This is a genomic window from Streptomyces sp. NPDC008125 (assembly GCF_042957125.1).
Classification (GTDB): Bacteria; Actinomycetota; Actinomycetes; order Streptomycetales; family Streptomycetaceae; genus Streptomyces.
In genome coordinates this window covers 329,958-346,620 of record NZ_JBIBHR010000005.1, presented here as the reverse complement: position 1 = coordinate 346,620, position 16,663 = coordinate 329,958, and the positions used below count along the sequence as shown (strand labels likewise).

The window sequence follows — 16,663 nt, the reverse complement described above, 5'->3', positions numbered from 1 at the left end:
TCGCCGTCGGCGCCGGCGTGCAGGGGGCTGGTCGCGGCCGGCAGAGCGACGCCGCCCTTGGGCAGGACCAGTTGCATCTCGAAGGTGACCCGGCCCTCGACCTGGAACATGGGACCGCCCGACTGCAGGGTCAGCGATCTGGTGAGGTCGCCGCCGGAGCCCAGGACGTACGACACCTGTTGGCGGGCACCGGCGTTCACCATCAGGGCGCCGCCGATGGGGGCGGTCACCGCGTCGCCCTGCGGGGCGGAGAAACCTACCGTGAGGCGGAGGTCGGCGCCCACCGCGTTGGTGACGGTCGACTGCCCGACGACCCGGACGGTACGCACCACCTGGTGTTGCAGGTCCGCGGCCGGGGCGGTCGGGCCCGTCTGCCGGCCGTCGTCGGCGAGCTCGGCCCGTACGCGGATGAAGCCCAGCGCGGAGCCGTTGGCCGCCAGCAGCAGGGGGGAGGCGTGCCAGCCGTTCAGCATCCTCGGCAGGGCGTCCCGCATGCTGCGGGAACCGAAGAAGCGTTGCAGGTCCTCGTGGGAGGCTCCCGACAGGGCGCCCAGATGGTCCGCGAACGCCTGTTCCGCCGCGTGCAGGACGCGTTCCGGGTTCAGTACCGTCTCCACCCCGTACAGCGGGACCTCGTGCACCGCCGTCCGGAGCGGGGCGTGTTCCCGCTCGGCCGCCGCCCGCGCCACGGCCGCCTGGCCGGATCCGCCCGCCGCGGTGTCCGGGACGGCGGTGTCCGTCGCCTCGGGCGGGTCGGTGCGGGTGAGGTGCTCCGGGAACCAGACGGCCATCCGTTCCCCGGCCGGGCCCTCCTGGTCCGTGGTCCAGTCGGCCGGGGCCGCTCCGGTGTCCACCCGCAACTGCCACCGCATGCGGTACGCGTACGGGACCGCCCCGCCCGAGACGGTGACCAACGACAGGGCCTGCGCGGCGCTGACGACGCTCACCTGGGTCGACAACTGGTTGTGCACGAGGGTTACCTGAGGCTGAATCGCGATCTGACTCAGCACGCCCAGCGACGGCTGCCAGACGTGGCTGCCCGCCAACTGGAAGGTGCGCAGGTCCGCCGTGCCGGCGGTGTTCCCCGTATCCGAGTATCCGGCGCCCCAGCGCTGGACCCGGTTCGGCACCCCTTCGGCCAGCCCGTCGAGCAGTTCGGGTGCCGGCCGGGGGTCGCCGAGGCGCAACCGCACCCGGACCGTCCGCGCGATCCCCCGGTGGCGCAGGTGCAGAACCAGTCCGTTCTCCCCGCGCACTTCGGACCACTCGTTGACGAGGTAGGAGGGGGTGAGCCGGACGCGCACCTGGTCACGCAGGTCGGCGTCCTCCCCCAGGCTCCCTTCCAGTTGTCGGCTCAGCCGGTCCCGCAGCCAGTCGACCGTGCTCTCCGGCACCCGGCCGAGGCTCACCGTGCCCTGCACGCCGTCGAACTCCGCCCCGTACGCGCGCACCGAGTCGCTGATCGGGGCGGGAGCGTCCACGGCGCCACCGGCCGCCCCGGTCACGGGGGCGGCGACGTCCGTCACCTGAGCCGCAGCCGGTTCCACGGTGTGCGGGGCGGGGGTCTCGGGTGCGAGTGCCGCCGCTACGGGAGCCTCCGGCACGTGGGCGGGCACGGGGGCCGCCTGCTGCTCGGCGTCGTCCGGCAGCATCCGCTCCGTCTCGGGCTCGGGCCGGAGCTGCACGGCCACCTCGGTCTGCTGCTCCGGCTCGGGCGCGACCTGCTCGCCGGGCGCGACCTGCTCCTCCTCGGCCTGCCGCACCACCGGGATCCACTGGTCGTCCTGTACCGCGTCGACGCCGGGTTCCCGGCCGGCGAGGACACGGTCCAGGCCGGCCACGAGTTCGCTCCGCCGCTGCGGACGCGGCTCCAGAAAGCGCTGCTCCAGTTCCTCCGCCTCCCGGTCCGTCACCGGCTGGGCGTCCGGGCCCACGTGGTTGCTCGGTCCCGCCTGGTTGCTCGGCCCGGCCTGGGAACCCAGGACCTCCATCTCCATGGCCACCGGAACGCTCTGCTGCGCCCCGGCTCCGAGCAGCTTGCCGCGCGTCTGCGGCCCGCCCAGCTCCAGGGCCCGGGCGCGGGCCGCTTCGGCGCCCCGGGTGTGCAGGACCTCGGCGACGTCGATCAGGTGTTCGTGGTGGGCCCGGCGTGCCGCCTCCGTCTCGGGGTCCGTTCCGATCAGCACGGGCGCGCGCAGGTGGCCGCCCGCCGCGGTGAGCAGTGCCTCCGCGGCGCGGGTGGTGAGGCCGAGCCGCGCCCCCAGCCCCCTCGCCCCGTCCGCGGCGAACCTCCCGGTGCCGCCTTGCCCGGGGACGGCCTCGTCGTCGAGTCCGGTACGCGCCTCGGGGTCCAGGCCCAGCGCGCGCAGGCGCTGCCGGGCCGCGGTCAGGGCCGTCTCGCGGGCCGGGGCCTTCTTGTCCCGCGGCTGTGGTGCGGCGGCCTGGTCGGCGATGGCCGAGTGGTACGCCGAAAGCGCCTCCGCCAGCCGCGTCAGGTCGGGGTCGACCGCGCGCGCGTACGTCTCGGTCTCCGTCCGCGCCCCCGCGGCGGCAGCGGGCTCCCCCTCCTTGCCTTTGCCCTTCTCCTTCTTGCCGGTGGCCTTCGCCTGGTCGTTGCGGTTCTCGGCCGCCTGCACCGTCGCCCGTTCCACCCGTTCCACCGAGGCGCGCAGCGCGGGCTCGTTCCGTATCGCGCCGATGTCCATCGGGCCGGCCGTGTAGTGGCCGCCGTATCCGTCCCACGTGTAGTCGTTGTTCTGCCGGGACCGGCTGATGGCGTACACCAGGGTGTCGACGTGCCCGTCGTCGGCGAGGACGTACGCGAACGAGGCGCCGCCGCTGCCGCCGTCCAGGTGGATGTGGAGTGCCTGATGGACGGCGACGGAGCGTTGCCGGTTCTGTGCCTCTCGCGGGCTCCTGTGCCCTGTGGCCACCTCATTGAGCAGCGCCAGTTGCGCGGGGGTCAGCGCTTCCGCGCGCGCCTGGCGGGTGTGCAGGAGCCGTCCCGCGCGCTGGTCCCAGGTTTCGGGGCGGTGCGGCTGGAATCTCGCCAGCCGTTCGGCGACGCGTTCTCTCTCCCGTGCGGCCCGGGCCGCGCGCGAGGCGACTTCCCGGTCCCAGGCGCCCTGTGCCGTCTCCCGGACCCGCTGGTGGAAGTCTCCCTCCACCATCACGCCCAGCCGGTCCAGCCAGGCGGAGAAGTCGGTGTCGAAGACCGTCAGCGCGGCTTCGCCGGAGGCGAGGTAGGGGGCGAAGGCGTAGTCCTGCCAGTCGGCGGGGTTCAGGCTCAGGTCTTCCAGGACCGCGGGCGCGCCCAGCATCAGGGGGAGCAGTTCCGGGTTGCGGCCGAGTTCGGCGGCGAGGGCGGCGCCCCCGGGTGCGAGCAGCAGCCCTGCGGCTTCGGGCACCGAGGTCAGCGCCTGCGCCCACACCGACGGCTGTTCGGTCGCCCGCTCGCGTACGGTGACCGCCGCCCTCACCGCTCCCCTGCCGTTCTTCCGTCCGCGGCGCGCCGCCGTCCCCACTCCCGGGCGCGCGGTCTCCTGAGGCCGCGCCGCGACGGTGTCGGAGGCGGGCGCGGCGACGCGGGGCAGCGCGGACAGCAGGCGCTGCCCGGTCGAGTCCTCGGCGAGGCGGTCGAACTCCGTCCCGTTCTGCGCCAGTTGCCGCAGCTCACCGGCGGTTCCCTGCGACTGGAGCGCCCGGTCGCGCAGGGCGGCGGTGGAGAAGAACCGGTCGGCGAACCGCGGGGTGTCATCCAGGAAGCGGGTGAGGTCGGCGTCGGTGAGCAGCCGCCGCAGCTCCTGGGGGTCGGCGCCGACGAGCGCCGAGGGGTGCTCGGCGAGCCGTCGGAGCAGCGTCTCGCGGGGGGCGAGCCGGCGTACCAGGCGCGGGACGAGGGCGTCGGCGAGCGGTCGGGACGCGCGGGCCGCGCGCCACAACGGGCTCTCGTCCACCGCGTGTTCCACCAGACCGTGGCTGCGCAGCAGAGCGCCGGAGAGCCAGGGGGCGTCCGTCAGGTCGCGTCCGATCCTCGGGTCGGCGGCGATCGCACCGGTCAGGCCCCGTACCGCGCCGAGCGCGGTGACCAGGGTGTGCCCGAGGCCGCCCTCGACGGCGGCGAGGGCGTGCGTCATTTCCGGCTGTGTACGCAGGAGTGCGTGGAGCGACTCGCCTTGCGGGCGGCGCTCCAGCAGGCGTACCAGTCCGGGGTCGGCGGCCAGCGCGTCCACGAGGGCGGGGGCCCGCAGCGTCGTCTCCAGCAGCTCGGCGGAGGCCAGCACCCGCCCGATGTGGTCCGGGTGGCGCTGGAGGGCGCGCAGGGGCTCCTCGTCCGACAGGAAACGTCGGAAGTGCGCGGTGTCGGTGAACGCCTCGGGGTGGGCGGCGATGGACTCGCTGACCGCCGGGTAGCGGCGCAGGACCTGCGCGAACGCCGGTGTGGCCGCGACCGACCGGGCCGCCGGGACGCCGCTCAGCACGGCCCGTACGACCGCGGTGTCCTCGTCCCTGCCCGTGTGGAAGGTGATCAGCTCGGTGGCGAGGGAGGGGGTCGACAGCAGCAGTTCGGCGACGCGGCCGTCGTCGGCGAGGACCCGCGCCACGTCGTTCCGCTCCCCCATCAGCTGCCTCAGGTGGGGGTCGCTGGTCGCGATGGCGTGTTCGTGCGGGCGCTGCAGCATGAAGCGGACCAGGTCGGGCACGGCGACGAGTTGCCGGACGAGGTCCGGATTGCCGGCGAGCTGGCTGACGGTGCCGCGCAGCAACGTGTACGCGTAGAGGGAGTCGTCCGTCCGCAGCGCGGCGGTCAGCGGCGGGTTGTCGCGGAGGAGGACGAGCACCGAGGCATTGGGGTCGTGGACGGTGGCGAGGAGTCTCGGCCGCGCCACCAGCATCTCGGCCAGTTCCGGGTCCTGGAAGAGCATGGCTCCGGCGGCGCGGCTGCCGCGGGCGGCGTCGAGCAGCGTCCCGTTTCCGCGGACGAGGTCGTGGACGGTGTGGAGGGCGGCGAGCCGTTCCTCGCTGCCGGGCCCGTCGGCCATGCGCCGGAGTTCCGCACGCGCCGCTTCCGGCGCCAGGTGCCAGAGTCCGGCCCAGCGCGCGTCGTCGGCGTGCAGGCGTACGCCTTCGGGCGACAGGACGGCGTCGCCGCCGTGTGCCGTGACGAGGTTCGCCAGGGTGTTCGTCCACGCCTTCGTCTTCTTCTTGCTCTTCTTGGCGTTCTCCGCCCTGCGGGCCTCCACGACGGCCGCGACCCCGGCCCGGAAGGGCTCGGTGCCGAGCGCGTCGACGAGTGCGGGGCGGGCGACGGCCTCGCGGAAGACCTCGGGTGCGGAGGCCAGCAGGCTCAGCAGTCCGCTGTCGCCGTCCAGTCCGCGCAGCAGCCGGGGCGAGCGGAAGAGGGCGCGCCAATGGGCGACGGGCAGTTGGAAGCCGGGCCGGGACGCCAGCTCGGTCAGCACCCGCGGATGGGCGTGGAGTCCCGCCACCGCCTCGGTGTCGACGGCGTCCAGCACCCGCCGGTCGTACCGGGCGAGGCGGAGCAGCGCGTCGCTGCGGAACAGTACGTCGAGCAGCCGCTGCCGGTCCTCGACGTACAGCAGGTCGTGGAAGCCTTCGAGCGCGTAGTGGGTGAAGATCCGCTCGTCGGCGGGTCCCAGCTCCCAGTACGCGCGCAGGTTGCCGAAGTCGGGTGAGCCCGGGGACTGGTGGTCGAGGAGCAGGCCCACGGCGGGGTTGACCCAGGCCATCCAGCCCACGAGCGGGTCGGCGTCGGCGGCGTCGGTGAACGCGATCCGCGGGTCGCCGGGGCCGGTCTCCAGCAGGCTCGGGGAGTGGCCGAGCCAGAACCGCAGGACGGGGTGGCGCAGGGCGGCCTTGAGGACGTACGGGGCGAGCAGCGGCGAGCTCTCCCGTACGAGGGGGCGCAGTGTCTCGGCGTCGGGCCCCAGCAGGCGGCGGTACTCGTGGGGGTCGGTCAGCAGGTCCGGGTGGAGCAGCAGCGCCCGCCGGAGGTCGGCGTCGGCCCGCAACTCCAGGGCGAGGAGGGGGTCCACGGTCAGGGCGGCGTCCAGCGCGGGCAGCGCGGCCCGCAGGTCCCGCAGCGAGACCGGGTCCGCGGCCGACGGCTGCGAGGTCCGCGTGGCCAGGTCGCCCTGCTCGGTCCGTGCCACGGGTGCCGCCTGACGCAGCGCGTCCAGCAGGGCGGGTGCGGGTACGGCGTCGAAGTGGGCGGGGTCGCGGGAGAGGAGGCCGGCGACGGCGGGGTTGTCCACCGCGGCGGTCACCAGGCGTGCGTCGGCTCCGAGACGGTTGGCGAAGTCCGGCGCGTCGGCGAGCACGTCGATCAGCCGCGCGTCGCGCCCCAGGACGTCCAGCAGGCCGAGGTCGCGGGTCACGGCCGCCAGGAGGTCCGGTGCCCGCAGCAGGAGGTCCGTCTGGTCGGCGTGGGTCTGCAGACGCGCGCGCAGCTCCCGGTTGGCGTACAGGGCGGCGACATCGATCTCCGCGTCGGCCTCCACCCGGGCGAAGACGGCGGAGGTGAGCACTTCCTCGCGGGCGAAGGACCGTGCGCTCTCGGGCGTGCCGGCCAGGACCGCGGAGGCCAGATCGGGCAGGAGGGCCACGAGGTCGGCGACGGTCTCGGAGGACGACACGGCGAGGATGTGGGCGGTCCGGCCTTTGAGGACGGTCGCCACTTCGACGGCGTCGAGCAGATGCGCCGCGTCGGGCGACCTGTTCTCGATCGCCTCCACCAGCTCGCGCTTCCCGTCCGCCGAGGGGGCCAGCTTCGCGTCCAGATGGCTCGGGCCGAGCGCGTACGCGGCGAGTGTCGTGGAGTCCAGCGCGCTCAGTCTCCGCAGCAGCTCACCGGAGCCGGACAGCACCTCCAGGTGCTGGGGGCGCGCCTGTAGGATCGTTCCGACCTCCGGCCGGCGGACGATCGCCTTCACCACGTGCAGGTGGGCCGGGTGCACGAGCGCGTCGACGAGCTCGGCGTGCCCGGCGGCCACCCAGGTCGCGTCGGCGGCGGCCATGCGCGCGAGGTCCGCGGCCGGCCAGTCCTCGTGCCAGGTGCGGGCGGCGGCTCGGTTCAGGAAGGCGACCAGGGCGTCCGCCGGAACCGCGGATCGTTCCCCGCTCCGGGAGACGGCCCGGACCGCTTCCCGGGCCGCGTCGGCCAGAATCCGGGCGTCGGGAGCCGTCCGGGCGGCGGAGTCCGCCGCCCCGTGCGGAGCGCCTGCCCGCAGCGCCGGCTGCTCGGAGCGGATGCCGGGGGTCGCCGCGGCGAGCTCGTCCGCCAGCTCCTGGGCGTCCTGCTCCGCCAGAGCCCTGGTCCACGGCGGCCCGTCGGACCGGCCGAGCACCTCCATGATCCGGAACCCCGCGTGCCGCTGGGCCTCCCGCAGCGCGACCGTCTCCGGTTCCGTTCCGATCAGCACGGCCGGCCGGAGCATGGCCATGGCGTGCACCCACCGGCTCTTCAGGGTCTCCGTGTCGAACGCGGCCCGCAGGCGGTCCACCAGCTCCCCGCCCACGCCGGGCGCGAACGCGGACCCCGGTGCGAACTCGGACCCCGGTGCGAACTCCGAATCCATCTCAGGTCCGAGGTCCGCGCGCGTGCTGCTCCCGCCGGCGGCGGCCGTCGAGGCGCCCGCTTCCCGCGAGGTGTCAGGAACGGGGCCCGTGGCGGAGATCCCGGGGTCCCGGCGGGACCGTCCGGAGCGGGAGGCGGCCCGCTCCACCAGCACCCGCGCCAGGTCGCGCGCCCGCCGCTCGTCCCCTCCCCTGCCGAGGTGGCCCATGAGGCGGAACAGCGCCTGACGCCGCGCTTCGCGGAGGGCGACCGTTTCCGGGTCGCGGCCGGTGAGCAGACGCGGGCCGAGCAGCTCGTTCGCCCGGTCCCAGAGCTGCTGGAAGTCCGGCTCGTCGTACGTGCGGCGGAGCCGGGACTCCATGTCGTCCGCCGTCCGCCGGGCGTCGCGGCTCCCCTCGGGGTCGAGGGCGTGCAGGCGGGCGGCGGTGAGGCCGGTGGCGAAGGAGTCGGCGTGGGCCGCTTCGTGGCCGGCCCAGGCGTCGGAGAGCTTCTGCGGCGCCCACAGCGTCTCGTAGGCGTCGAGGAAGTCGCGGCGGAAGGCGCTGCCGAGTGCCGCGAACCGGTCGTCCTCGGTCTCGCGGTCGCCCCGCAGCGTTTCGAACGAACGCGCGGCTCCGTGCAGGGCGGTGCCGACGGTGGACTCGAAGGCGAGGTGCGCGGGGAGGGCCTGCGCCTCCGCGGCCAGGACGGCGTCCCACCTGCGCCCGAGGGCGTCCTCGTCGTCGAGGACGAACGTGTGGCGGGGATGGAGGACGTCGAACGCCGACCCCAGTCGCTCCTCCAGGCCGGCCCGGACGCGAGCGGTGTCGGCTTCGTCGAGGGACCGGTCTCCGTGGGCCTCGCGCCCCTGGGTGAGGTGGACGGCGAGGAGCTCCTCGGCGACCTCGCCGATCCGGTCGCGGGCGTGCCGCACGGTCAGCCAGGTGTGCAGCCGCTCGGGGTCCGTCAGTCGCCGGTAGTCGTCCTGCCAGCGCTCCGCCCGCTCCTGCGGGCCGAGCCGCTCCGTCTCGGCCAGCACCTGGTCGAGACGCTGGTTGACGACGACGGCCATCGTCGCCCCGAGTTCGGCGACGAACTCCTGGCCGGGTCTGCCGGCGTCCCCCGGGAAGCGGTCGAGGAACGCCGCGTCGCCCGTGCGGGGACCGGTTTCCGCCCAGGAGGCCGCTGCCGCCCGGACGGCCTCCTGGACACGGACGATCTGGTGTTCGCGGACCGCCTGCTCCGCCAGCCGGAGGTGCAGGCCGTCCACCACCGCCTCCAGTCTGGTCCGCCGGTCGACCGGCGCGGCGCGGTGACCGGTGCCTGCGCCGGGGCGCTCCACCCCGTCGAAGGCGTCGTCCAGGGCGCGCCGGGCGTCGTCGAGCACCCGGGCCCGCCCCGGACCGGAGACCGGGGTGCCTTCGGCCGCGAACGCGGACAGCAGTCGTTCGTGGGCGGAGACCGGCGTGTGTTCGGCCGCGGTCAGGGCCCGGGACCCGGCGCCCCGGTGACCGGGGAACGAGGCGACCGCCGCCTCGAAGGCCGGTTCGAGCAGGTGGAGATGGAGCCGACGGTCGAACTCGTCCGGCAGCGGCGTGATCATCTCGCGGAGGTCGCGGACTGCCTGCCGCACCGTTCCGTCGAGGGCGCGTTCCGGGTCGATGCCCGTGAAGGAGCGGTCCACCAACCGGTCCACCCGGTCGTGGAACTCGGCGGCGAGGCGGTCGTGGACCGCTCCGGCCATCTCCGGGGCCGGCTCGAAGGGTGCCCCGGTCCCGTCCGTCAGTCTGCGCGAGGAGGCGGCGAGCGTCTCCTGCCACCAGGTGTGGAACGTGCGCTCGAAGGCGGCCTCCGCGTGGTCGAGTCCGCGTTGCCGGACCGCCGCCACGGTGAAGGCGTCCTGGACCGTCCGGACGGCCGCCCCGGTGTCGGAGGTGACGGCGGAGAGGCGGGCGTGCTCCGTGCGGACCTGCTCGCGGACGGCGGTCAGCTGTTCCTCGGTCAGTACGGAGGCCTTGTCCCCCGCCCACACGCGGAAGGCCTCGTCGAAGGTGCCGTCGTCGACGAGGGGCGTCCCGGGGGCGCTCTCCGCCCGTGCTCCGGCTCCGGTTTCGGCGTCGGCGTCCGCTGCTGCTCTGTCTCCGGTTTCGGCGTCGGTTCCGGCCGTGTCGGAGCGTGCCAGCAGTTCGGCGTAGCGCTGGTGCAGGGTCCGCTGGGCGTCCTGCCAGGCAGGGGTCCGCCAGTCGTCGGCGTCGGCGTACGCCGGCGGCGCGACGAGCCCGGCCGTCGGGGCGGCGACCCGAGCGGTTACGACGGAGCGGACGTACTCCTCGCGCAGGTGCTCGACATGGGTCCGGGCCCACCGGACGGTCTCCGCGTGCTCCATCCGTACGGTGCCCGGGGGCTCGTCCGCGAGCAGCGCGACGCGGTCGAGTTCGCCGCGGTGCCGGGTCTGCGCCACCTCCCGCAGCGCCTGGACCTGCGCGTCGTACCTCGCCACGGCGGCTTCGTGTGCCTCGGGACCGTACCGGCCGAGCCGTTCGACCACCGGTGCCTGGAGGGTCAGGCGCTGCTGCTCGTACCAGCCGCGCACCTCCTCGCCCCAGGTGCGGTCGGCGCGGAACCGGTCGGCGTGTTCGGCGAACCGGCGCGTCAGCTCGACGGCCTCCGGGGCCAGCCGGCGCTGGTGCGCCGCGGCCCGGCGGATGTTCTCGTCCAGCTTCCGCAGCTGCTCCTGGCGCTCACCGGCGTCCTCGACGGCCAGCGCCCGGGCCCGCTCCGTGGCGTACCCCTGCCGCAGGGCGTCGAGCTGCCGCTCGTACCAGTTCTGCTCTGCGAGAGTGCCCAGTCGCTCCCGGTACGCGAATCCGCCGTGCGGGTTCTCGCCGGTCCGGGCGTGGAGCGCGCGGTCGAAGGCGGCGTGCGCCTCGCGGTCCGCCGTCCAGGCCGCGTGGGCCTCGGCGTACCGCTGCCGGAACTCCCGCACGGTCCCCGTGCGGGCCTCCTGCGCCTCGGCCGTCGCTCCGTCGGCCACCATGTCCTGGAACAGGGCGGCCAGTTCCGCTGCGGGCGCCGAGGTGGCGAAGCCCGTGACACGCGCGAGAACGTCGGGCACCACGGCGGCGACCTCGCGGTGGAACACCTTACGGGCCGCCTCCCGTGCGGTGAGGATCTCTTGGGCGGAGACGAGACCGGCGTCCAGATCCCGGAGGGCGTCGACGCGGGCGGGCGTCAGTTCGGCCGGTGCCGCGGTGGCACGGTCCTGTCCCCAGGCGTCGGCGAATCTCTCCCGCACGGCCGCGACCGGCCCGTCCGCCCCGGAGCCGTCCAACCCGCGGACGGCGGAGAGCCGTTCGCTGAAAACGGTGTAGGCCCGGTCCCTGCTCTCGACGGCGGCCCGCAGGTCCGCCGGTGTCCGCTCCGGGCGGGCCGCCAACTCCTGGACCTGGAGCTGCGTGTCACCGTCCGCGCCTCGGTCCGGGGGGCCCGGGAGGTCACCGCGGCGCGCGGTCTCCTGGAAGGGGGTGCGGTCGATCTCCCACCGCGACAGGTCCAGGATCCGGGCCGGGTCGCTCTCCCAGGCCCGGTACGCGCTGTCCTCCTCACGGGCCGCGTCGGCGAGGTCGTTCCATTCCTGCCGCGCTCTGTCGATCAACCGGGTGCGCGCCCCGGGCAGGTCCTCCCGGGGCGTGGAGCGCGAGACGTCGGCCCACTCCCGGGCGAAGCTCGACCGGAGTGCCTCCACGTCCTGTTCGTACTCCGTGCGCACGCGCGCGGTGCGGAGCTCGCCGGGCGCCGCTCCGGCATCCCTTACGAACTCCCGCAGCGACGCTTCCCTGTTGAGCAGTGAGTCGAAGTTGGCGGCCATCTGCTGCCGCCGCTCCCTCCCCTCCTGCACGAGGCGTTCGCGTTCGACGGCTGCCGCCGCCTCCCCGCGCCGCCGGTCCGCCTGCTCGATCTCCTCGCGCAGGGCGTCCCACTCGGATCGGACGGTGCTGCCGAAGGTGTCGCCGTCCTCCCGTTCGCGCGCCAGCCAGCCGTCCATGTCACGCGCGCCGGGGCCGTAGACGTCGTGGTAGCGGTGCACCCAGTCCCCGCGGAACCCTTCGCCCAGCCGGTCCTGGGTGGCTTCCTCGACGTCGTACCGGTATTCGGCCCGCTCGGTCAGCTCACCGCGCCGGGTGGTCAGCCGGGCGAACTGTTCTCCACCCTCGGTCAACGCCCGTTCGAGGCCGTACTCCAGCCGCAGCCGGTGCGGCATCGACTGTTCCAGCGACGGCAGATAGCGGTGGAAGAAGGCGGCCTCGCCGGCCGCCACCCGCTTCGGTTTCCAGGTGCCGTTCTCCGCCCGGCCCGCCAGCTCGCCGAAGTCGCGCGTGACGTCCTGCCGGAGCTGCTCGCGGGCGCGCTGGGCGTGCACCCCGTCGACGCCCAGCCGGTCGAAGCGCACCTCCGCCCCCTGCAGGGCTCGTTCCAGGCCGACTTGGTACTCGAAGCGTGTCGGCAGTTCGTCGAGGAGCCGGGCGTGAGCCCGCCGCATCCGGTAGGTGTACGACTTCCAGTCGTCGGGGGTGAGATCCCGCCGCTCCCGGCCGGCCAGGATGTCCTCGCCCCTGGCGGTCAGTTCCGCGCCGTGGGCGGCGGCCACCGCGGCGGTGTCCACCGTCTCGGCCTCGATCCGCTCCCGTCCGGTGGACCGCACCCACCTGGCGTGGGCGGCCTCGACCCTCCTGTCGGCCTGCGCGCGCTGGGACTCCTCGGTCGCCGTGGCCCGCAGCCGCGCCTCCCAGCGGGCGGCCAGGTCGTCCATCCCCGGCGCGAAGGCCCCGCGCCGCTCCACCCACTGCCCGAAGGGCGTCCGCCGGGCGGGTGGGCCGTCGCCGCCCGGCAGGACGCGGGTGAGGACCTCGAAGTCGGTACGGAAGTCGGCGCGGGCCCGGTCCGTCCACAGGCCGATCCGTTCGACCGTGGCGATCCCGTCCTCGGCACCCCGGGTCAGACGCTCCTCCACCCGCGCCGCCTCGACGGCTCGGTCGAAGATGCGTTCGGCGGTGACCTCCAGTTCCAGACGGGCCCGCAGGCCCCCTGCCAGGTCCCGGGTCTGGGCGCGCAGATCGTCGTGCAGCCGCGGCCAGTCGAGCGGCTCGGCACGGGTGCCGTCGCCGGTGGACCGCTGTTCCTCGGCGAGTCGGTTCACCTCCGCCACCACGTCCTCGGCGAACGCCTCACGGGCGCGCGCCACCGCGGACCTCGGCAGCTCCGACAGGTCCGTCAGATACCGCGCGGCCCGGAGCCTGCCGGGGGGCGCCGACATGCCCGTGTCCCGCAGCCGCGTCTCGAACTCCTCGAACGTCTCCCGGGCGGACTCCCGCGCCAGGTGCACGGCCGCCTTGATCTCGAAGTCGTCGCGCAGCCCGGCGGACAGTTCGTCGAACCGCGAGCGGAACTCCGCCAGGGAGATGTCACCCCGCTGGTACGCCTCCGCGTCGGGTTCCCAGCGCGCGTCGAACCAGCTCTTGACCTCCTGACGCCGCCCCTCCGCCTCCGCCCGTGCGCCGGGCGGAGGTTCGCGGTCGCTTCCGAGCACCAGGAACTCGTCGTGGGTCTCGGGCTGGACCACGCGGAACCGCGGGTCCGCGGGATCGGCCAGTGCGAAGGGGCCGCCCTCGGAGGTCCGCTCCACGCGGGGCAGCGCCGAGGGGGTCCGCGGCGTCGGGACGTCCTCGGTCGCTTCCTCGTCCGAAAGCGCCCGCTCGGGAAGGCGGTGCACGGGGTTCGGGTCGTCCAGGTACGCGGTGAAGGCCTCCGCCACCCGGCGCTCGGCCATCTCCTCGACCTCGAACCGGAAGCGGTAGTGGTCCGTCACCTCGTCCTGCGCCCGGCGCCAGGCCGCACCGAGCAGTGGGTCCTCGTCCCGGAAGACGTACGCGCCGGTGTGGGCGGCCGCTGCCCCGGGGGGAGCCGGCTCGGACGACTCGGCGGCCTCGGGCCTGCTGCTCGGTGAGAGGGCGCCGTCGTCCGCCTCGTCGCGGGGGCGTGCACCGTTCTCGGCCTCGTCGCCGGGACGTGCGCCGTCGTCGTGGGTGGGCCGGTCGCTCGCGTTTCCCTCGTCCGCCCGCCCGGGAGGGGTGTCGTCGGGGGTACGCGGGGGCGCACCGTCCGCGGCGGCCACGGCGGTCCCGGTCCGGTGCGGCGACCCGCCCTCCGGCGCCCCCGTGGGCGGTGTTCGGCTCTCCGGTGCTCCCCCTTCGCCGCGCGCCGTGCCGCTTCCCGTCCCGGGGGCGCGGTCGGCCGAGGTGGTGTCCCGGGGGGCCGGAGCCGGCGCCTCGGTACGGGTACCGGTAGGCGCACCCGCTCGACGCTCCGAGCCGGTCGCGGTGTCCGACGGGCGCCCACCGGCCGGGGCCCCGGGCCCGCCGGCCGCCGGGGTGCGTGCGCCCGCGTCGGCACGGCCCTGCGCGGTGCCGGTCGCGGGAGTGGCGGCCGTCCCGGTGCGGTCGCCCGTGCTCTGCGCCGGTGCGGAAACGCCGGTGCGTGCGTCGGGTGTCGCCGTGCCGTCGACGGTCGCCGGGCGCACGGGGCCGGGGGAGCCGCCGGTGGTCGCCTGGCCCGAGGTGCCCGTGGGTACGGGTGCGGGCTCGCCCGCGCGGCTGAGCGTGGCGGTGGACGGGCCCGGCTGGGCCGAGGAGCTCCCCGTGGACACCGGTGCCGGCTCGCCCCGGCTGAGCGTGGCGGTGGACGGGCCCGGCTGGGCCGCACCCGCCTGCCGGGGCGGGGCGGTGCTGGGCGCGGTCGCCGTGGCGTCCTGCCGTCCGGTGGCGGCCGGTACGTCGGGGCGCCCGCCACCGGCCGTGCCGGCGCCGGGTGCGACCGCCGGTGCGGCGGAGTTCTCGCGCGTCGCCACCGCGGGGTCCTGGCCGACGGGCCGGACGGGCGCCGCCTCGGCCCCGGCGGGGTGCGCGGAGGCAATGGGGCGCGCGGAGGTGTCGGGGGCGGCGGGGTGCGCGGAGGTGGTGGCGGGCGGCGCCGCTTCCGCGCCGCGGTTCGGTGCCGCTTCCGCGCCGCGGTTCACGGTGGCCCCGGTCTCCGTGGCCCCCGCCGGGACGGTCGCGTCCCCCGGCCCCCTGGTCGTCGTGGTCCCGGGCTCCGGCGCCCTGACCGTGGCGGGCCCGGCCTCCGGGCTTCCGGATGCGGCGATGGTGGCCTCGGGCCCTCGGGCCCCGGCCGTCCCGGCCTCCGGGCTCCGGACCAGCAGGGTGGGCTGCGCACTGTCGGGGTTCCCCGTCGCGGCCCCCCTGCCCCCCGCGCCGGTCACGTTCTCCGGTCCGGCAAAAGCGCGGGGCGCCTCGTCGAAGCCCGGCAGTCCGTCGCCCGCCGGCCGTGTGGTCCCGGCACCGCTGCCGCCTGCGGTCACCACACCGGTGCGCGTCTCGGGCGTGCCGGCGGGAGTACCGTCACCGGCCGCCGTCGCGAACGGAGTTCGCGTCCCCGCGCTCCCGGCCGTACCCGACGCCGTACCCGTACGTCCCCCCGCACCCGGGCCAGTGGCCGTAGCGAAGGCCGCGTCGGCGTCCGTGTCCGAGCCCGCCTCCGTACCCGCCCGCGTACGGCCTCCCGTCCCCGCACCCGTGCTCGGGCGCTCCGCCCCGTCAGGCGCGCCCGTGCTCCGACCCGTCGTACCGGGAACGGGCGCGGGGCCGGAGTCGGCCGCACCCGCCCCCGCCCCGCCACCCGCCCGCACTCCGCTCCGGGGGGCACCGGTCGTGCCTGCCGCGCCCGTGGTTCCGGGTCCGGGGGCCCCGCTGGTGGCCACCGTCAGGGGGTCGACCGCCGACTGGCCCTTCGGTCCCCCGGACCCCGTGAACGTCGAGTCCTCCGGTGCCTTGACGAGGTTCGCCACGTCGGGGACGGCGCTGCCCGGGTCCTTGCCCTTGGTTCCACCTCCGGTGCCCGGCGTCCCCAGTGCGGCTCCCGCCGCCCCGCCGAGGAACGCCAGTCCCAGATCCATCTCCCCGCCGATCGCGGCGTTCGCCGCCGCGCCGCCGACGACGCCCGCCGTGCCGCCGATCAGGGTTCTGCCGATCAGCGAGTTCGACGCGCGGGGTGCCACCACTCTGCCGAGGCCGGACAGGGCGCCGAAGGCCGCTCCGCCGATCGCGCCACCGACCGCCATGTCCTTGATGGCCTTCGGGTCCAGCTTCTTGCGGTGCCCCTCCAGGATCTCGATCGCCTGGAGCAGCGTCTCCAGGCCGGTCATCATCCCGGCGCCGACCGCGGTCGAGAGCAGCAGGCGCCGCAGAATCGCCATGATCACCGCGCGTACGCCGGTGATCAGCGCCGGTACGGCGGCCAGGCCGAACAGCGAGTTCGCCAGGAACGCGAGCTCCACCAGCATCCACGAGAGCATCGCGATCACCAGGTTGGTGGCGTGCTCCACCTGCAGGGCGAAGTCGTCATGCATGATCTGCATGTTCTCCGCGGCCTGCGCCAACCCGGGCAGGGTGCTGTTCAACTGCCGCATGTAGTCGGTGAACGCCTCTGCGGGATCACCGGTGATGTGCCCCTGGACCTGGGCGTTCGCGGCGTTGACCTCGCTCACCATGCTCTGGACCTTTCGGCCCAGATCGCCCCAGATCTCGCCCTGGCGGCGCAGCCCGGCGGGGTCCGCCTCGGGCAGTTCCGTGCCGGTGAGATAAGCCGCCCAGCGGAGCGCTTCGGGGGCCCCAGCCACTACCGGCGACCTCCGCCGCCGTTGCCGCCGCCCTCGTTCAGCTGGGAGTTGAGGCGGGAGGTCAGGGTGGAGGCGTTCCGCTCGGCGCCGTCGAAGACGGCGACCATGGAGTTCAGGCCGTCCCCGATGGAGGTGATCACCCTGCTCAGGGATTCCAGCCCTTCTCCCAGCTCGGCCGCCAACGGGTCGCGCTTCCCGGCGAACTGCCGGCCGAACTTGTCGTTCCCCTCCGGGGAAGTGGAGTTCAGCTCACGGATCGTCCCCTGGACGAACACCCGGAGGCGTTCCCCGAGGGGCCCGAGCAGGTCCGCGCCCCTCTGCAGTCCCTCGGTGTCGACACGGGTGACCTGGGGCAT

Annotated in this window: 2 protein-coding genes (1 of these 2 running past the window's edge); both read right to left on the bottom strand. The window is 75.3% G+C overall.

Annotated elements, in window-relative coordinates:
- Positions 1 to 16,307 carry the 5' portion of a hypothetical protein gene (locus tag ACFZAX_RS11430; protein WP_390960867.1) on the bottom strand. Its footprint begins 15,664 nt before the window's first position, so the window shows 16,307 of its 31,971 coding nt (coding positions 1-16,307); it begins with the start codon at positions 16,305 to 16,307; its stop codon lies off the left edge, out of view.
- The gene (locus ACFZAX_RS11425) at positions 16,307 to 16,663 is read right to left on the bottom strand and encodes a hypothetical protein (protein ID WP_327179394.1); all 357 of its coding nucleotides are present in this window, start codon (positions 16,661 to 16,663) and stop codon (positions 16,307 to 16,309) included. Before ACFZAX_RS11425 ends, ACFZAX_RS11430 begins: the two co-directional genes overlap by 1 nt.